This is a genomic window from Rhodococcus sp. 05-2255-1e, from assembly GCF_002259025.1.
GTDB classification, from domain to species: domain Bacteria; phylum Actinomycetota; class Actinomycetes; order Mycobacteriales; family Mycobacteriaceae; genus Rhodococcoides; species Rhodococcoides fascians.
Window position 1 is genome coordinate 25,046 of sequence record NZ_NOZE01000040.1, and the last position, 15,148, is coordinate 40,193.

Annotated in this window: 16 protein-coding genes; 7 read left to right on the plus strand and 9 right to left on the minus strand. The window is 64.8% G+C overall.

The window, feature by feature from the left end; all coding sequences use genetic code 11:
- Positions 1 to 63 precede the first annotated feature (63 nt).
- The gene (locus CH262_RS23495; RefSeq protein WP_094718544.1) at positions 64 to 912 is read right to left on the minus strand and encodes a Bax inhibitor-1/YccA family protein; all 849 of its coding nucleotides are present in this window, start codon (positions 910 to 912) and stop codon (positions 64 to 66) included.
- 197 nt (positions 913 to 1,109) lie between these two features.
- Between CH262_RS23495 and CH262_RS23500 the strand changes: the two genes are divergently transcribed.
- Positions 1,110 to 1,535: a hypothetical protein gene (locus CH262_RS23500; RefSeq protein WP_027496244.1), complete on the plus strand. Its 426-nt coding sequence runs from the start codon at positions 1,110 to 1,112 to the stop codon at positions 1,533 to 1,535.
- Positions 1,536 to 1,559: 24 nt separating this feature from the next.
- On the opposite strand, the gene CH262_RS23505 is transcribed toward CH262_RS23500, so the two are convergent.
- The gene (locus tag CH262_RS23505) at positions 1,560 to 2,678 is read right to left on the minus strand and encodes a class I SAM-dependent methyltransferase (protein WP_094718545.1); all 1,119 of its coding nucleotides are present in this window, start codon (positions 2,676 to 2,678) and stop codon (positions 1,560 to 1,562) included.
- Positions 2,679 to 2,769: 91 nt separating this feature from the next.
- On the opposite strand from CH262_RS23505, the gene CH262_RS28235 reads away from it, so the two are divergent.
- Positions 2,770 to 2,892 (plus strand): hypothetical protein, encoded by a 123-nt coding sequence (locus CH262_RS28235; protein ID WP_255032376.1) that lies wholly within the window; start codon positions 2,770 to 2,772, stop codon positions 2,890 to 2,892.
- 3 nt (positions 2,893 to 2,895) lie between these two features.
- Here the strand turns inward: CH262_RS28235 and CH262_RS23510 are convergent, their stop codons facing one another.
- Together CH262_RS23510 and CH262_RS23515 are read right to left on the minus strand one after the other, a co-directional pair.
- Positions 2,896 to 3,420, minus strand: a complete 525-nt coding sequence (locus CH262_RS23510) for a peroxiredoxin (RefSeq protein WP_027496242.1) — start codon at positions 3,418 to 3,420, stop codon at positions 2,896 to 2,898.
- 46 nt (positions 3,421 to 3,466) lie between these two features.
- The gene (locus CH262_RS23515; protein WP_094718657.1) at positions 3,467 to 4,033 is read right to left on the minus strand and encodes an antibiotic biosynthesis monooxygenase; all 567 of its coding nucleotides are present in this window, start codon (positions 4,031 to 4,033) and stop codon (positions 3,467 to 3,469) included.
- Positions 4,034 to 4,205: 172 nt separating this feature from the next.
- Here CH262_RS23515 and CH262_RS23520 point away from each other — a divergent pair, with 172 nt between their 5' ends.
- The gene (locus CH262_RS23520; RefSeq protein WP_027496240.1) at positions 4,206 to 4,703 is read left to right on the plus strand and encodes an Lrp/AsnC family transcriptional regulator; all 498 of its coding nucleotides are present in this window, start codon (positions 4,206 to 4,208) and stop codon (positions 4,701 to 4,703) included.
- Positions 4,700 to 5,842, plus strand: coding sequence for an NAD(P)/FAD-dependent oxidoreductase (locus CH262_RS23525; protein ID WP_094718658.1), 1,143 nt, complete (start codon positions 4,700 to 4,702; stop codon positions 5,840 to 5,842). Before CH262_RS23520 ends, CH262_RS23525 begins: the two co-directional genes overlap by 4 nt.
- Positions 5,843 to 5,909: 67 nt before the next feature.
- On the opposite strand, the gene CH262_RS23530 is transcribed toward CH262_RS23525, so the two are convergent.
- Positions 5,910 to 6,557 (minus strand): TetR/AcrR family transcriptional regulator, encoded by a 648-nt coding sequence (locus tag CH262_RS23530; RefSeq protein WP_052057208.1) that lies wholly within the window; start codon positions 6,555 to 6,557, stop codon positions 5,910 to 5,912.
- Between the two features lie 109 nt (positions 6,558 to 6,666).
- Here CH262_RS23530 and CH262_RS23535 point away from each other — a divergent pair, with 109 nt between their 5' ends.
- Positions 6,667 to 8,136, plus strand: coding sequence for an MDR family MFS transporter (locus tag CH262_RS23535; RefSeq protein WP_032387074.1), 1,470 nt, complete (start codon positions 6,667 to 6,669; stop codon positions 8,134 to 8,136).
- Between the two features lie 32 nt (positions 8,137 to 8,168).
- Here CH262_RS23535 and CH262_RS23540 read toward each other — a convergent pair whose 3' ends face one another.
- The 3 genes from CH262_RS23540 to pdhA are packed head-to-tail and all read right to left on the minus strand — an operon-like array spanning position 8,169 to position 11,659.
- Positions 8,169 to 9,518 (minus strand): dihydrolipoamide acetyltransferase family protein, encoded by a 1,350-nt coding sequence (locus tag CH262_RS23540; RefSeq protein WP_094718546.1) that lies wholly within the window; start codon positions 9,516 to 9,518, stop codon positions 8,169 to 8,171.
- A gap of 57 nt (positions 9,519 to 9,575) precedes the next feature.
- On the minus strand, positions 9,576 to 10,580 hold the full coding sequence (locus CH262_RS23545; RefSeq protein ID WP_032371090.1) for an alpha-ketoacid dehydrogenase subunit beta: 1,005 nt from the start codon (positions 10,578 to 10,580) through the stop codon (positions 9,576 to 9,578).
- Positions 10,577 to 11,659 (minus strand): pyruvate dehydrogenase (acetyl-transferring) E1 component subunit alpha, encoded by a 1,083-nt coding sequence (gene pdhA, locus CH262_RS23550; protein WP_094718547.1) that lies wholly within the window; start codon positions 11,657 to 11,659, stop codon positions 10,577 to 10,579. The genes CH262_RS23545 and pdhA overlap by 4 nt, the downstream gene beginning before the upstream one ends.
- Positions 11,660 to 11,793: 134 nt before the next feature.
- Here pdhA and CH262_RS23555 point away from each other — a divergent pair, with 134 nt between their 5' ends.
- On the plus strand, positions 11,794 to 12,273 hold the full coding sequence (locus tag CH262_RS23555; RefSeq protein ID WP_027496234.1) for an Lrp/AsnC family transcriptional regulator: 480 nt from the start codon (positions 11,794 to 11,796) through the stop codon (positions 12,271 to 12,273).
- A gap of 283 nt (positions 12,274 to 12,556) precedes the next feature.
- The gene (locus CH262_RS23560; protein WP_094718659.1) at positions 12,557 to 13,585 is read left to right on the plus strand and encodes a Glu/Leu/Phe/Val family dehydrogenase; all 1,029 of its coding nucleotides are present in this window, start codon (positions 12,557 to 12,559) and stop codon (positions 13,583 to 13,585) included.
- 111 nt (positions 13,586 to 13,696) lie between these two features.
- Here CH262_RS23560 and CH262_RS23565 read toward each other — a convergent pair whose 3' ends face one another.
- A complete protein-coding gene (locus CH262_RS23565) occupies positions 13,697 to 15,148 on the minus strand; it encodes an NAD-dependent succinate-semialdehyde dehydrogenase (protein ID WP_032366251.1) in 1,452 nt (483 codons plus the stop codon).

The window sequence follows — 15,148 nt, forward strand, 5'->3', positions numbered from 1 at the left end:
CCGAGACGCACAACGAAAAAGCCCCGCCCTCCGAATCGGAGGGCGGGGCTTTTCGCGTGAGTACTAGTCGTTCTGGAAGTAGCTCAGCAGACGCAGGATTTCGACGTACAGCCAGACCAACGTGATGGTCAGGCCGAGCGCGACGCCCCAGGCTGCCTTCTCCGGAGCCTGTGCGCGGATCAGCTGATCGGCCTGGTCGAAGTCCAGCAGGAAGCTGAACGCCGCAATGCCGATGCAGACGAGGCTGAAGATGATGGCGATGGGTCCGCCGTCACGCAGCCCGAATCCACCGTCCATGAAGAAGCTGGCGACGAGGTTGCCGAGCATGAGCACGACGACACCGATGAGGGCACCGACGATCATGCGAGTCAGACGCGGCGTGACGCGAATTGCACCGGTCTTGTAGACGACCAGCATGCCGAAGAACACGCCGAACGTGCCGAGGATGGCCTGGCCGATCAGTGCCGATCCGCCGACTCCGCCGAACGAGACGTCGGTGAACATCAGCGACAGCGCGCCGAGGAACACACCTTCCGCCGCGGCGTAGGCAAGCACGATTGCCTTGTTGTCCATCTTGCGACCGAACGTCGCGAACATGACCAAGCCGAAGCCGATGAGGCCGCCGCCGATCACGAAGGGGATGGCCAAGCCCGGATTACCCGAGACCAGGAAGTACGAGATGATCGCCGTGACGCTGAGCACACCGAGGGTGATGCCGGTCTTGGTGACCACGTCGTCGATCGTCATGGCCCGCTCGGCGGGCTGCGTGGTGTACGGGTCGGCCTGTGTTCCGGGATGCTGGCCGAACGTTGCGGCCTGCGAGGCTCCAGCCGTCGCAGATCCGAATGTGGCGTATCCGCCGCCCTGCTGCTTGGGCAGGTTGCGGAACACCGGGTTGCTGGAGGTGCGCACCGTGTCTCTTCCCTTCGTAAGTTCTGATCCCCACCGGGGATCTCCCCGTCGGTCATCAGTAGAACGTTCGACATCCGGACAAAAGTTCCCGTGACGAGAACCTCTACGTCGGACAAAACGGACTCTACCGGGTCGCCCCTCGACAGGCAGCCACGACCGCGTGTGTGACACCGAATCGAAACGGGCACTATGAGGAAATGGCAATCGAAGACGGACCCGACCAGACCTTGGACCAAAGCGAAAGCCTCGACTCCGACGAGGTGCGCAACGACGACGGCGACACCGTGGTCGATCCCCCGGACCACTGGAGCGAAGCCAACAGTTTCGGCACCACTGCCCGTGAAGCAGCCGAGGGCGAGAGCCTCGACCTCAAACTCAGCGAAGAAGAACCCGACATCGCCGTCGAGGAGGATCTCGACCGTCCGATCACCGAGACACCGGACGACGAACTGACCGAAGAACTGGTCGACCACGTCATCGAGGAGTCCGACGAGGATCCCGACATCGATTACGCGGAAGGCCAGCGTCAGGCCGAGATCGTCGAAGGGACTCTCGTCGAGGATCGTGGGCGCGACAGGGGCCAGATCGACGGCACCCCGGAAGACGGCGGCCCCGTCACCTGACGCTCTCGCATCTGGTCTTCACCGTTACTCGCTCGGGAGCACCGAGCGAGTGACGGTGAACTTGGTGTTGCGTCCCATCGGATCGGTGGGCCCGACGGCGTCGGCGAGAGCCCGACGATAGTTCAGGTGCGTGTTGAACACCGTCCACAGCTGTCCGCCCGGCCGCAGCACGCGTCCGGCGGCCTCGAACAACTTGCCTGCCCCGCCTGTGTGTACCGCAGCGCCCTCGTGGAACGGCGGGTTGCAGACGATCAGGTCGACCGACCGGGACTCGAACGTCGACATCGCGTCGTCGGCCACCACCGAGATCGTGGTCCCGTTCGCCTCGGCGGTGGCAGCGGCCGACGCGATGGCCGCGGCGGATCGGTCCGTCGCGATCACCTCGAGACCGGGCCTGGTTCGAGCCAATTCGGTCGCGAGGATTCCACTGCCGCACCCCAGATCGACGGCGTTGGTTGCGCGAGGTGCCATCTTCGGCACGAACCCCAGTAGGAACCTCGTCCCGATATCGAGGCCCGCCCCGGCGAAGACCGCGCCGTGAGCCACGACCGTCAGGCCGAGGTCGTCGATTCGCTTCTCGACCGGGTACGTCATCTCCGACGCCACTGCCCCGGTCGCGGTCAGTACCCGCGCCTTCTGCCGTCCCCGACCCGCCGTGACGGTCTCGAACGACCGCCCGAGGATGTCGTTCATCGCAGGCGTCATGTGTTTGTCCCGGCCGCCGGCCAGGACGACGACGTTCTGGAGCGCATGCGCCGCGATGTGCTCGGCGATCTCGGTGAGCTCGGCCAGACCTCGTGGCAACTGCATCAACACGGTGCCGACGCCGTCGAGCAGTCCCGCACCCAGCCCGTGGTGGGTGTACGTGCCGACCATCGACACACGCGCCGCGTTCAGCTCCAGAGCGCGTACGCCGGTAACAGCGTCCTGGTGCACTCGCACGTCGGTGAACCCCAGGGCCGCCGCACCCAGAGTCAGAGCGCCGTAGCGATCACCGATCACAGCAATCGGTGCCGTGCGGTCGACCCCCAGTTCGTCGACGGTATCGAGCAGCAGACGATCTGCCGCGTCGACCGCATGCAGATTGGGTGCCTCGGCATCGGGCTCACGCCGCAGAGCTTCGAACAACGTTTCATCGGACACCCGGGCAGTATTCCACCGAACGCGACCGGCCGAGCGCGGTCGTTCCGCGCGGCAAGTGGCTATTGCGACCGATGAGGTGCATGCTCGGGGAATGGAACACAAAGACAAGAACGAGGCGCTCTTCAGCCATCCCGACGACGCTTCGACCGATGCCTCGGCCGAAGCGACCAAGCCCGCCGTCTACACGGCCCTCTTCAGCGGTGCCAACGACTGACCCTCACGACAGATACCGCAGGTACTCCAGCGCCTTGGTCGCGTGTACGTGACCGCGCTCGCTCTGCACCACCATCCGCACCGTACGGTGCCGATCGATCACGAACGTCGTCCGCTTCACGGACAACAACTGCCGTAGGTAACTGCGACGAGCCACGTTCGAGTGGCCGCGCTCGAAATCCCGAAGTCGACGCCTACGGGCGAACCACCCGCCGCGCCGCACTCCGAACTGTTCGGCCACCGCACCGTCGGAATCCGAGAGCAACGGGAAGTCGAACGACCTCTGCAGCGCGAAATGTTGGTTCTTGTCTCGGGTATCGGTGCTGATCCCCACTCGCTGCGCACCGAACCTGCCGAACTCCGCTCCCAGATCCCGAAAATGGCACGCCTCGGCCGTGCAGATCGGACTGTTCGCAGCCGGATAGAAGAACAGGACCACCGGCCCCGACGCCGTGAGCTCGGTGAGCGCACGACGTTCACCGGAATGATCGGGCAGCTCGAAATCCGGGGCGGTCTGTCCGATTCGCATGACGCAGAGGGTACCGCTCGGCTCGCAACGAGCAGGGCCGTGGCCGTCAACCGCGCGGTACGAGCCACTTTCGCAGTCGTGCGGTGACGAACGGCATCACCACGTACACCATCAGCGGAGTGCACATCATCACTACGACCGCAGTCCGCAGGGCCACGTTCAGGTGGGTCAGATGTGGAGTGATCACGAGGTTCACCAACAGGCTGACGGCATAGAACGCAACACCGATGGACACGGCCTGCTTCCACCGCGGCGGCGGACCGCCCACGACGCGCACGGCGTCGGTCAGGTTCGACTGTGGCTCGAACCATCCCTCCACGCCGGAAAGCCGATGTGTCACAACGTCGTCCGCTATCGGTCGGCCACGGCCGAGCCAATCGCGCCTCGCCTCCGAACGCAACCACGCCTCGAGATGGTCGTGCGTCTCGAATCGATACACCACGTGATAGTCCCTGGATTCGGCCGAGCTGCGCAGCCAGCCTCCGCCGAGAAAGCCCGGGAAGGTTCGCACCAGGTCGATGCCCCGGTCGGTCCATTCGACGAAGTCCGCCTCGTGTCCCTCGCGAACGCGTCGTGCGACCGAGGTCGTGACGTGCTCGAGCGTGTCGGTCATGGCCATGGGGTCCCCTCCTGCGCTGGTTCGTCGTCGATGCGTTCTACACAGACTGTGTCGAAATGGACCGAGTATCAAATCACGAACCGGATTGCAGACCGATGGCATACTGAAGCTCGCTGTGTGACTATTCGTCCACGAGCTTCCATCGCGATCGGTCTGGAGTGGACGTATGGCACCGAGCGAGACCGAATACGAACTCGACGACGTCGACCGACGGATCGTCACCGAACTGAGCCGAGACGGGCGCATGTCCATGAGGGCCCTCGCCGAAGCCACCCACATTTCCCGCGCACATGCCTACGTTCGCGTCGACCGCCTCGTCGACGAAGGTGTGATCGAGGGTTTCACCGCCCGCATCGCGTACGAGAAAGCCGGATTCGGCGCATCCGCGTATGTCGCACTGTCGATTCGGCAAGATTCCTGGCGGGCTGTCGCCGACGACCTCAGCACGTTCCCCTTCGTCGAACACGTCAGCCTGATGGGCGGCGACTTCGACGCCTTGGTCCTCGTGCGCGCTCCGGACAACTCGGCATTGCGACACCTGGTACTCGACAAGTTGCAAGGGCTGGACGGGATACTCTCGACGCGGACGTGGCTGATCTTCGACGAAGCAGTCGGCCCCGGAGCGCAGTGGTTCACGCCGAAGCCGAACAGGAGACATCCATGAGCGCCACCGAACAGCCCGCCCTCTCGGACGTCGTTGTCATCGGCGGCGGCATCGGCGGTGTCTCACTCGCATACGAACTCGCCGGCGACCGCCGTGTCACTCTGCTCGAGCGTGAGTCCACGTTGGCGTTCCACACCACCGGTCGATCCGCGGCTCTGTTTCTGGAGACATACGGCAACAGCACGATTCGCGCCTTGACGACCGCCAGCCGAGACTTTCTGGTGAACCCACCCGACTGCTTCCGGTCGGATTTGCTCACTCCGCGTCCACTGTTGCAATTCGCGGCCACGGGACGCGGCGATGCCCTCGAAGCGATGTACACCGACGTCAGTCGCCTCACTCCCGACGCGCAGCTGATCTCCCCCACCGACGCATGCACATTCTTCCCACCGCTACGGCCCGAGCTGATCGATTGCGCTCTGTACGAACCGCATTCGATGGAGGTCGACGTCCATGCTCTGCATCAGGGCTTCGTCGGAGGGCTGCGACAGCGGGGCGGTCGGATCCACACCAAGGCTTCGGTGACCGAGCTCGAGCGCGTGAACGATCTGTGGCACGTGCGCACCTCGGACGGGACGACTCATCGGGCTCCACTGGTCGTGAACGCGGCAGGGGCCTGGGCGGATGTCGTCGGCGCGATGGCGGGGGCCCGCCACATCGGCTTGGTTCCCAAGCGCAGGTCGGTCTTCGTGGTTTCCGCACCCGACGATCTCGACACAAAGAATCTGGCGACACTGAGCGACATCGACGAGAAGTTCTACATCAAACCCGAAGGCGCACAGCTGTTGTGCTCGCCGGCCGACGAGACGGCGGTCGAACCGAGCGATGCCCGTCCGGACGAGCTGGAGATCGCGCGGGCGTTCGACGACATAGCCGAGGTGACCACCCTGACTGCGCGACACGTTCGTTCGTCGTGGGCCGGACTGCGCAGCTTCGTTCCCGATCGCACCCCGGTGGTCGGGTTCGACCCCGAGCTCGAGGGCTTCTTCTGGTGCGCCGGGCAGGGCGGCTACGGAATCCAGACGTGCGCGGCGCTGGCCCGGGTGGGCGCGACTGTCGTTCGCGGAGAACCGGTTCCGGCCGACGTGGCCGAGCGCGGCCTTCTCGAAGCGGATCTGTCGCCCCGCCGCCTCGGCTAGAGGCGCTGCGCGCCATGTGCGCGGAAACTCGACCTGGGCTACGAAGTTCCACTCACGACGTGAGACCTCAGCCGGCGACGACGCGTCGCAGATCGCGCACTGTCGTCCGATAGATGTCCAGCAGGTCGGCATCCTGCCCGCCGTCGATCCTTACCGCCCAGTCGTCGAAGGCGATGCGCAGGGCCATACCGGCACCTTCGACCAACAGTCGTGCATACGAACGTGATTCGTGGTCGCCGAGGCGCTCGGTCACCGCATCGGTGACGCGGCACAGTGTCATCGCGTCGGCCGCGAAGGCTGCGGCCCGCAGATGCGCGTCGATACCGATCAGTCGCCGAGTGCGTAGGAGTCGGTCGCGCTCCTCCTCGGGCGCTGTCGACAGTCGCTCGACGGACTGCTCGTACAACGCTTCGATTCCAGGCAGCGTGATGTGCTCGGGCGCGGTAGCGGCGAGCCACTGGTCGAAGTCGACCTCGAAATCAGGGTCGATGCCGAGAACGGACTCCTCCTTCGAGGCGAAGCTGCGAAAGAACGTACTCGGCGACACCCCCGCTCGGCGCGCGATCTCGTCCACCGTGGTCGCGGCGCAGCCCTGCTTCTCGAATAACTCGAGTGCGGCGCGAGTGATCTCGAGCCGAGTGTCTCGGCGACGTCGCTCTCGCAGGTCCGGCACTCGTTCGCTCATCCTCGTCCATCCGTCGGCTGCGGTCGTCATTCGCTGCCAACTTACCAGCAATCGTCAAGTTGACAGTCACTGTCATAATGATTGAAGCTATCTACATACGATTGCAGCTTCGATCCCATACGCGAAAGTTTGTCGACACATGAGTTCACCCGAGACCGACCGCACCCCCGACGAGCAACTCGCGCCGGGCAGCAAGCTACTGATCGGCATATTGGTCATCGCGGCCTTCGTCATGATCCTCAACGAGACGATCATGAGCGTGGCGCTCCCGACCCTGATGGTCGACCTCGAGATCACGGCGACGACGGCCCAGTGGCTCACCACTGGATTCCTACTGACCATGGCGGTGGTCATTCCCGTCACCGGCTACCTGTTCCAACGCTTCACGCTGCGTCAGGTGTTCGTGACTGCGATGACCCTGTTCACCGTCGGCACCCTGCTCGCGGCCTCGGCACCCGGTTTCGAGCTGCTTCTGCTCGGCCGCATCACGCAGGCCAGCGGGACGGCGATCATGCTGCCGCTGCTCATGACCACAGTGCTCACCGTCGTCCCGGCCCACAAGCGCGGCGCGATGATGGGTGTGATCTCCATCGTCATCGCCGTCGCGCCGGCCGTCGGCCCCACCATCTCCGGAGTCATTCTCGACTCGCTGAATTGGCGTTGGATGTTCTGGCTGGTGCTTCCCATCGCGCTCGTCGCGTTCGGCATCGGAACCACACTGGTGAAGAACGTGACCGAGACGGGACGGCCCTTGTTCGATCCCACGTCGGTCGTGTTGTCCGCCTTGGCGTTCGGCGGCATCGTCTACGGCCTGAGCAGCCTCGGTCATTCTGCCGAGGAGTCCGTCGTACCGGTCTGGTTGCCGTTGGTGGTGGGAGTCATCGCACTCATCGTCTTCGTGCTGCGGCAGATCGCCCGCCAGGAACGCGGCGGCGCGCTGCTGGACATGCGTCCGTTCCGCACCCCCACCTTCAGCATCGGACTCGGCATGATCGCGATCTCGATGATGGCCCTGTTCGGTGCCCTGATCCTCCTGCCGATGTATCTGCAGAACGTGCGCGGACTCGACACCCTCGCAACCGGCCTGATGCTCCTGCCCGGCGGATTGCTGATGGGTCTGCTCGCCCCCTTCGTCGGCCGCATCTTCGACCGAATCGGGCCGCGCCCGTTGGTCATTCCCGGAGCCATGGTGGTGAGCGCCGCGTTGTGGTCGATGACGGTGCTGGACGCACAGTCGGCACTACCGCTGGTCGTCGGTATCCACATGCTGCTCTCGGCGGGGCTCGCGCTCATCATGACTCCGCTGATGACCTCCTCGCTCGGATCCCTTCCCACCCGCCTGTACTCGCACGGCAGCGCAATCTTCAACACCGTGCAGCAGCTGGCCGGAGCCGCAGGAACCGCGTTGTTCGTCACCGTCATGTCGAACACCGCAGCAGCCCGAATCTCCGACGGGGCAACACAGGTGGGTGGTTCCGAGGCAGGCATCCACACCGCATTCCTGTGCGGTGGGGCGGTGTCACTGGTCGCGGTGGCTGCGTCGTTCTTCATCCGAGCACAGGCAAGCAGTGATCGGGACGAGGCCGTGTCGGCGCAGCCGGTGCACTGAACCCCGGCGGCATTCACACCGCGCCGCCGCGGTCAGCCGAGCGCGATCAGATCGATCGGGTGAGTCAGCAGACGACCGACGAGGGCGAGGAATTCCGACCCCTGTCGGCCGTCGACCAGTCGATGATCGAACGAGAGCGACAGTGTCGTCACCGACCGTAAAGCGATCTCGCCGTTGTGTTCCCACGGCGTGCGACGGATGGACCCGAAGCACAGGATGGCCGCCTCGCCGGGGTTGAGGATCGGCGTGCCTGCGTCGACTCCGAACACCCCCACGTTGGTGATGGTGATGGTGCCGTCGGCCAGATCGGCCGGACTGCTCTTGCCCTCCTTCGCGATGCGCGTCAGGTCGGCCAGGGCACGCGCGATGTCCACCAGAGAGAGTTCGTGTGCGTTCTTGATGTTGGGCACCATCAATCCGCGGGGTGTCGCCGCCGCGATGCCGAGGTTGACGTAGTACTTGGTCACGATTTCCTGCGCAACCTCGTCCCAGCTCGAGTTCAGCGACGGATTCGATTTCAGGGCAACGAGAACGGCTTTGGACACCAGAGCCAACGGCGTCAGACGCACGTCCCGGAAGTGTGTGGAGGACCGCAGCGACTCGAGGAGTTCGAGCGTCTCGGTCACGTCGACGGTCACGAATTCGGTGACGTGAGGTGCAGTGAACGCACTTCGCACCATGGCCTCGGCGGTGTGCTTGCGCACCCCCTTGATCGGAGTGCGCTCCTCTCGACCGGTCCGCCCGGATACCGATTGCTGCGCCTCGGTCTCGAGCTGCACATCGGTGTCAATCTGCCCATCGGTCTCACTCCGCGCAGCCGACCCGCCCTGCAGGTACGACTCCACGTCCTGACGGGTGACGTCGCCGTGGCGTCCACTCGCGGGCAGCTCGTTCAGATCGACGCCGTTGTCCTTGGCCATCTTTCGTACCGGTGGGGCCGCAAGCGGCTTTCCGTTCTGCTCGTTCGGCGCGGACGCCGCAGGTGAGTCGACGCGGCCACCGCGTCGGCTCGAGTCTTCCTTCGCGACGCCGTAACCCACGAGCACCGGGACGCGCTCGTCCTCGTCCTCCCCGGACGACGTGGTCTGAACCGGGGAAACGGACTGCTCTGGATCGGAAACAACCGGTTCGTCGTCACCGCCGACTCTGATGTCGATGATCGGCACTCCGACCTCCACCGTGTCGCCCTCGGAAACATGTATGGCAGCAACAACACCGGCGAACGGAGAAGGCAATTCCACCGCAGCCTTGGCCGTCTCGACCTCGGCGATGTTCTGGTTGAGTTCGATGGTGTCACCGACCGCGACGAGCCAGGTCAACAGGTCGGCCTCGGTGAGGCCCTCCCCCAGGTCGGGCAGCGGAAAACTCTTGATGGTGGACATCGTCGAATCCTGTTCGGTCGGTATCGGCGGAGAATGTGATCGGGGCGAAACTGCAGCTCAGTGGGAACGGCAGCGGTCCACTGCGTCGAGGATCCGGTCGACGTCGGGAAGATAGAACTTCTCGAGCTTCGACGCCGGGTACGGCGTTCCGAATCCACCGACCCGCAGCACCGGCGCTTCGAGGTTGTAGAAGCACCGCTCGGAGATGCGAGCGGCTATCTCCGAGCCGAGGCCCATGAAGACCGGTGCCTCGTGTGTGACGACGAGCCGTCCGGTCTTGCGCACCGACGCTTCGACGGTCTCGAAGTCGATCGGCGACAGCGACCGCAGATCGATGACCTCGATCGAGATACCCTCGTGTGCAGCAACTTCGGCTGCCTTACGGGCAGTGGACACCAACGGTCCGTAGGCCACCAGTGTGATGTCGGTGCCCTCGGTGACCACCCGCGCCCGATGCAGCGGAAAGGCGGTGTCGAGATCGTCGACACCGAGGTCGATCGGACTCTTCTCCCAGTATCGACGTTTGGGTTCGAAGAACAGCACGGGATCGTCGCTGGCAATGGCCTGCTGGATCATCGAGTAGCCGTCGGCGGCGTTGCTGCAGGTCACCACGCGCAGTCCGGCGGTCTGGGCGAAGTAGCCCTCCGGTGATTCCGAATGATGTTCCACTGCACCGATTCCGCCGCCGTAGGGCACTCGGATGGTCATCGGGATCTTGACATTTCCGCTCGTGCGATAGTGCAGTTTCGCCACCTGCGACACGATCTGATCGAACGCCGGGTAGATGAAGCCGTCGAACTGGATCTCGCACACGGGACGGAATCCGCGCATCGCCAGGCCCACAGCGGTACCGATGATGCCCGATTCGGCCAGCGGCATGTCCAGTACTCGGCCGGGCCCGAAGTCCTTCTGCAGGCCGTCGGTGATGCGGAAGACGCCACCGAGCTTGCCGATGTCCTCGCCCATCAGCAACACCTTGGGGTCGTTTTCCATAGCGCGACGCAGGCCGGCATTGATGGCTTTGCCGAGCGGCAGGCTGGTGGGCCGTTCCAGGGTGGTCATGACGTGACTCCTTCGAATCCAGCTTGGTAGGAGGCGAATTGGGCCCGCTCGTCATCGAGCAGAGAGTGCGGGTCGGCGTAGACGTTGTCGAATACCGTCATCGCCGCGGGTTCGACGGTCTCGAGGCATCCACGTCGCAGATCGGCGGCGACGTCGTCCGCCGTCCGCTGGACCGAGGCCACGAACTCGTCGTCGAACACGCCGATTCGTCTGAGCAGCTTCTCGATTCGGTCGATCGGATCCTTGGTACGCCACTCGTCGTCCATGGCCCCGGATCGATACCTCGTCGGGTCGTCGGACGTGGTGTGCGGCCCCATGCGGTAGGTGACGGCTTCGATGAGCGTCGGGCCGCTGCCCTCACGGGCGCGGGCCAGCGCTGCTCTGGTCACGGCCAGCACCGCGAGGACGTCGTTTCCGTCGACCCGTACCGATGGGATGCCGAATCCCTCACCGCGTGCCGCGATCGTGGACTTGGTCTGCACGGTGACCGGTTCGGAGATCGCCCACTGGTTGTTCTGGCAGAAGAACACCACCGGTGCATGGAAACTGGCCGCGAACCCGAGAGCCTCCGAGATATCGCCCTGGCTGGTCGCTCCGTCTCCGAAGTAGGTGATAGCCGCACCGTCGGCACCCTCGAGCTGCATGCCGATCGCGTATCCGGTCGCGTGCAGACCCTGCGAACCGACGATGATCGCCGGCGTCGTCATTCGATATTCGTACGGGTCCCATCCCGACAGGGTCGATCCCCGCCAGAAACGGAGCATCCGAGTGGGATCGACTCCGCGGCAATAAGCCACCCCGTGCTCGCGGTAGCTGGCGAACACGAAGTCCTCGGAGTCGAGCGCGCGGGCCGAGCCGACCTGCGCCGCTTCCTGTCCGAGCAACGGAGCCCACAGCCCCAGTTCGCCTTGCCGCTGCAGCGCGGTGGCCTCGGCGTCGATTCGCCGGACGACCACGAGATCGCGATAGATCTCCTTCATCGCACCCGTGTCGATGTCCGCGACCAGAGGTGAATACGTCTCGTTGCGGACCACCGTTCCGGATTCCTTGATCAGCTGTATCAGCGAGGTGGTGTTCATGTCCGTGGCACTCTCCGTCGTGATGTGATGTCCTTCACAAGGACACCACCGACGCCCAGCGTGCACAAGTGATGACTTCAGAATTACGCAGTGTGCACAATATCGGGTAACGACCGAGCTACAGGAAGTGCGCAATGACCGATCTCGACAAGACCGACGCCCGACTCCTCCTCGCCCTCTGCGCCAAGCCTCGAGCCACCGGCGTCGAACTCGCCACCACGTTGGGCCTGTCCCGCAACACCGTCCAGGCACGCCTCGGGCGGTGGGACGACAAGGGGTCCCTCACCCCCATCGATCACCGTATTCCGCCGAAGTCGCTGGGACGTCCGTTGCAGGCCTTCGTGACCGCTCAGGTCAATCAGCACACGTTGGCAGCGGTCACCGAACACCTCCGCACGATCCCCGAAGTACTCGAGGTGTTCGGTCTGTCCGGCGCCGCGGACATGCACATCCGCATTGCGGCGGTCGACGCCGACGACCTGTACCGCATAGCAGGCCTGATCCTCGACATTCCTGGCGTCGAGCGGACCAACATGTCGATTGCCATGTCCGAGCTGATTCAGTACCGAACCAAGCCGTTGCTCGAACAGCTCGCCGACGACGGCCGCCGCTGAGCACCCCGACCATCCCCGCCGGGCCCATACCGACCGCATCACGCAATCTGCACGGTCCGAGCGATGCCGGTTGACCGGTCTGCGTCGTGCACGACACCCTGTGACGGACAAGACATCCGGGTAGCCGCTGCATCTGCTTCCATCCCCTGACCGAAAGAGACCGACTGTGTCCGTCGTTGCCGACCACTCTGCCGTCACACCCACTCGACATCGCTCTTCTGTTGCCCAGACCGCGAATTCGGCTTCGGCACCGGTCGCACCCGGTGTCTTCGACCGGCCCGACATGCCATCCGACTCCGCGCACGAGCGCGTGGTGTTCTGCCACGATCGAGACACCGGTCTGCGCGCGATCGTCGCGATTCACTCGACCGTGCTGGGACCGGCACTCGGCGGAACTCGCTTCTACCCCTACGCAAGCGAGCAGGACGCCGTGACCGATGTATTGAGACTCTCCCGCGGGATGACCTACAAGGCGGCTGTCGCAGGGGTCGATCTGGGCGGCGGGAAGGCAGTCATCATCGGCGACCCGACCGTCATCAAGACCCCGACATTGCTCGAGGCCTACGGCCGGTTCGTCGAATCGCTCGGCGGCACGTACGTCACGGCAGGCGACGTCGGCACCAACAGCGACGACCTCGATATCGTCGCCGAAGAAACGGCCTACGTCGTCGGTAAGAACACCACCGCGGGCGGCACCGGCGACAGCGGTCCACAGACGGCGCTCGGGGTCTATCTCTCCCTGCTGGCAGCAGCCGAATCGACCTGGGGCTCCGACGATCTGACCGGCAGACGAGTAGGTGTCGAAGGCGCAGGCAAAGTGGGTTACAACCTGGTGGCGCTCCTGCGCGGAGCGGGTGCCGACGTGCTCGTGAGCGACTCCTACGAACCCGCCCTCGAACGGATCGCCCAGGACTTCCCCGGCGTCACGATCGGAACCGACATCATCGGAGCCGACATCGATGTGTACGCCCCGTGCGCCATGGGAGCAACGCTCGACGCGTCCTCGGTGGGCCGGCTGTCGGCGTCCATCGTGTGCGGTGCCGCGAACAATCAACTGCTCACGCCCGACGTCGAATCGCTGCTGGCCGCCCGGGGCATCGTCTGGGTACCGGACTACGTGGCCAACGCCGGCGGCTTGATTCAGGTGGAAGGTGAACTGCGCGGACGAAATTCGGCCGAGGTGATGGCAACGATCGGACAGATCCGTACTACCGTCGCCGGCATATTCGCCATGGCACGCAGTGAAGGGATCCTGCTCGGAGCAGCCGCGGACCGGCTGGCCGAGAGGCGAATTGCAGCCGCCCGAGGTTAGGGACCGCACGCCCGGTGCGCTCCACCCGGCAGCGCATGTACCGCGCCGGCCTCAGGAGTGGAGCGCACCGCTGCGATCTACTGCACCGCTGCGATCTACTGCGGCGCCCGTCTACTGCAGCGCAATGTACTTGGTCTCGAGGTATTCCTCGATCCCTTCCGAGCCGCCCTCTCGTCCGAAGCCCGACTCCTTCACACCGCCGAAGGGGGCCGCGGCGTCGGAGATGGCACCCCGGTTGACCCCCACCATGCCGGTGTCGAGAGCAGCCGAGACCCGCAGAGCCCGATCGAGGCTCTCGGTGTAGAAATAGGCCACCAATCCGTACCGGGTGTCGTTGGCCGCGGCGACGGCCTCGTCCTCGGTCTCGAATCCGACGATGGCGGCAACCGGCCCGAAGATCTCGTCGCGCAACAAGTTTGCGTCGGCCGGGATGCGGTCGAGCACAGTGGGTGTGAAGAAGAACCCGGGACCGTCGGGCGCCGATCCGCCGGTGCGGATGCGGGCGCCCTTGGCAACGGCATCGTCGACGAGTGCCGACACCGTCCGTCGCTGCTTGTCGTTGATGAGTGGTCCGATGTCGGTACCGTCGCGATCACCGGGGCCGACCGTCAGTGCTGCGATTCTTGCGGTCAGCTTCTCGGTGAATTCCTCGCGAACGGGCTCGGCCACGTACAGACGGTTTGCTGCAGTGCACGCCTCGCCGCCGTTGCGCATCTTGGCCAGCATCGCTCCGTCGACGGCGGCATCGATGTTGGCGTCTTCGAAGACGATGAACGGCGCATTGCCACCGAGCTCCATCGATGTCCGGAGCAGTCGGTCGGCTGCATTGCGCACCAACAGCTTTCCTACTCCGGTCGATCCGGTGAAGGTGACCTTCCTCAGTCTGGGGTCGTCCATCAGCGGACCGGTGACGGATGCAGCGTCCGAGGCCGGGAGCACCGACAGCACACCGCTGGGCAATCCGGCGTCGGCGAACACCTGGCCGAGCAGGAGCATCGTCAGTGGGGTGTCCTCGGCCGGCTTGACGATGACGGTGCAACCCGCTGCGAGCGCGGGACCGATCTTGCGAGTTCCCATGGCCAGCGGGAAGTTCCACGGAGTGATCGCGAGTACCGGGCCGACCGGCATCTTGGTGACCAGGATTCGGCCGTTACCGGCGGGCGCAGGGGTGTACCGGCCGCCGATCCGAACCGCTTCCTCGCTGAACCAGCGCAGGAATTCACCGCCGTAGTTGACTTCACCGCGACTCTCCGCCAACGACTTTCCCATTTCCAGGGTCATCAGCAGAGCGAAATCGGCTGCACGTTCCTGCAACAGGACGAAGGCGCGCCGCAGAATTTCGGCTCGCTCCCGTGCAGGCGTTGCCGCCCACTCCGGTTGCGCCGCGGCAGCGAGATCGAGGGCCGCGATGCCGTCGGCCGCGCCTGCGTCGGCGACGGTGGTCAGTTCCTCACCGGTGGCGGGATTCAGGACGGCGAATCGCGCGCCCGACTGCGCGGGGGTCTGCTTTCCACCGAGCCACAGGTCGGTGGGCAGCGAGGACAACAGCTGCTCGACGGCCAT

Excerpts from the sequence above, each read along its gene's own strand:
- pdhA (WP_094718547.1), bottom strand. The coding sequence starts at position 11,659 with ATGAACACCACCTCGCTGATACAGCTGATCAAGGAATCCGGAACGGTG.
- CH262_RS23560 (WP_094718659.1), top strand. The coding sequence starts at position 12,557 with ATGCCATCCGACTCCGCGCACGAGCGCGTGGTGTTCTGCCACGATCGA.
- CH262_RS23525 (WP_094718658.1), top strand. The coding sequence starts at position 4,700 with ATGAGCGCCACCGAACAGCCCGCCCTCTCGGACGTCGTTGTCATCGGC.
- CH262_RS23500 (WP_027496244.1), top strand. The coding sequence starts at position 1,110 with ATGGCAATCGAAGACGGACCCGACCAGACCTTGGACCAAAGCGAAAGC.
- CH262_RS23545 (WP_032371090.1), bottom strand. The coding sequence starts at position 10,580 with ATGACCACCCTGGAACGGCCCACCAGCCTGCCGCTCGGCAAAGCCATC.
- CH262_RS23555 (WP_027496234.1), top strand. The coding sequence starts at position 11,794 with ATGACCGATCTCGACAAGACCGACGCCCGACTCCTCCTCGCCCTCTGC.
- CH262_RS23540 (WP_094718546.1), bottom strand. The coding sequence starts at position 9,518 with ATGTCCACCATCAAGAGTTTTCCGCTGCCCGACCTGGGGGAGGGCCTC.
- CH262_RS23510 (WP_027496242.1), bottom strand. The coding sequence starts at position 3,420 with ATGCGAATCGGACAGACCGCCCCGGATTTCGAGCTGCCCGATCATTCC.
- CH262_RS23565 (WP_032366251.1), bottom strand. The coding sequence starts at position 15,148 with ATGGCCGTCGAGCAGCTGTTGTCCTCGCTGCCCACCGACCTGTGGCTC.
- CH262_RS23530 (WP_052057208.1), bottom strand. The coding sequence starts at position 6,557 with ATGACGACCGCAGCCGACGGATGGACGAGGATGAGCGAACGAGTGCCG.
- CH262_RS23520 (WP_027496240.1), top strand. The coding sequence starts at position 4,206 with ATGGCACCGAGCGAGACCGAATACGAACTCGACGACGTCGACCGACGG.
- CH262_RS23535 (WP_032387074.1), top strand. The coding sequence starts at position 6,667 with ATGAGTTCACCCGAGACCGACCGCACCCCCGACGAGCAACTCGCGCCG.
- CH262_RS28235 (WP_255032376.1), top strand. The coding sequence starts at position 2,770 with ATGGAACACAAAGACAAGAACGAGGCGCTCTTCAGCCATCCCGACGAC.
- CH262_RS23515 (WP_094718657.1), bottom strand. The coding sequence starts at position 4,033 with ATGACCGACACGCTCGAGCACGTCACGACCTCGGTCGCACGACGCGTT.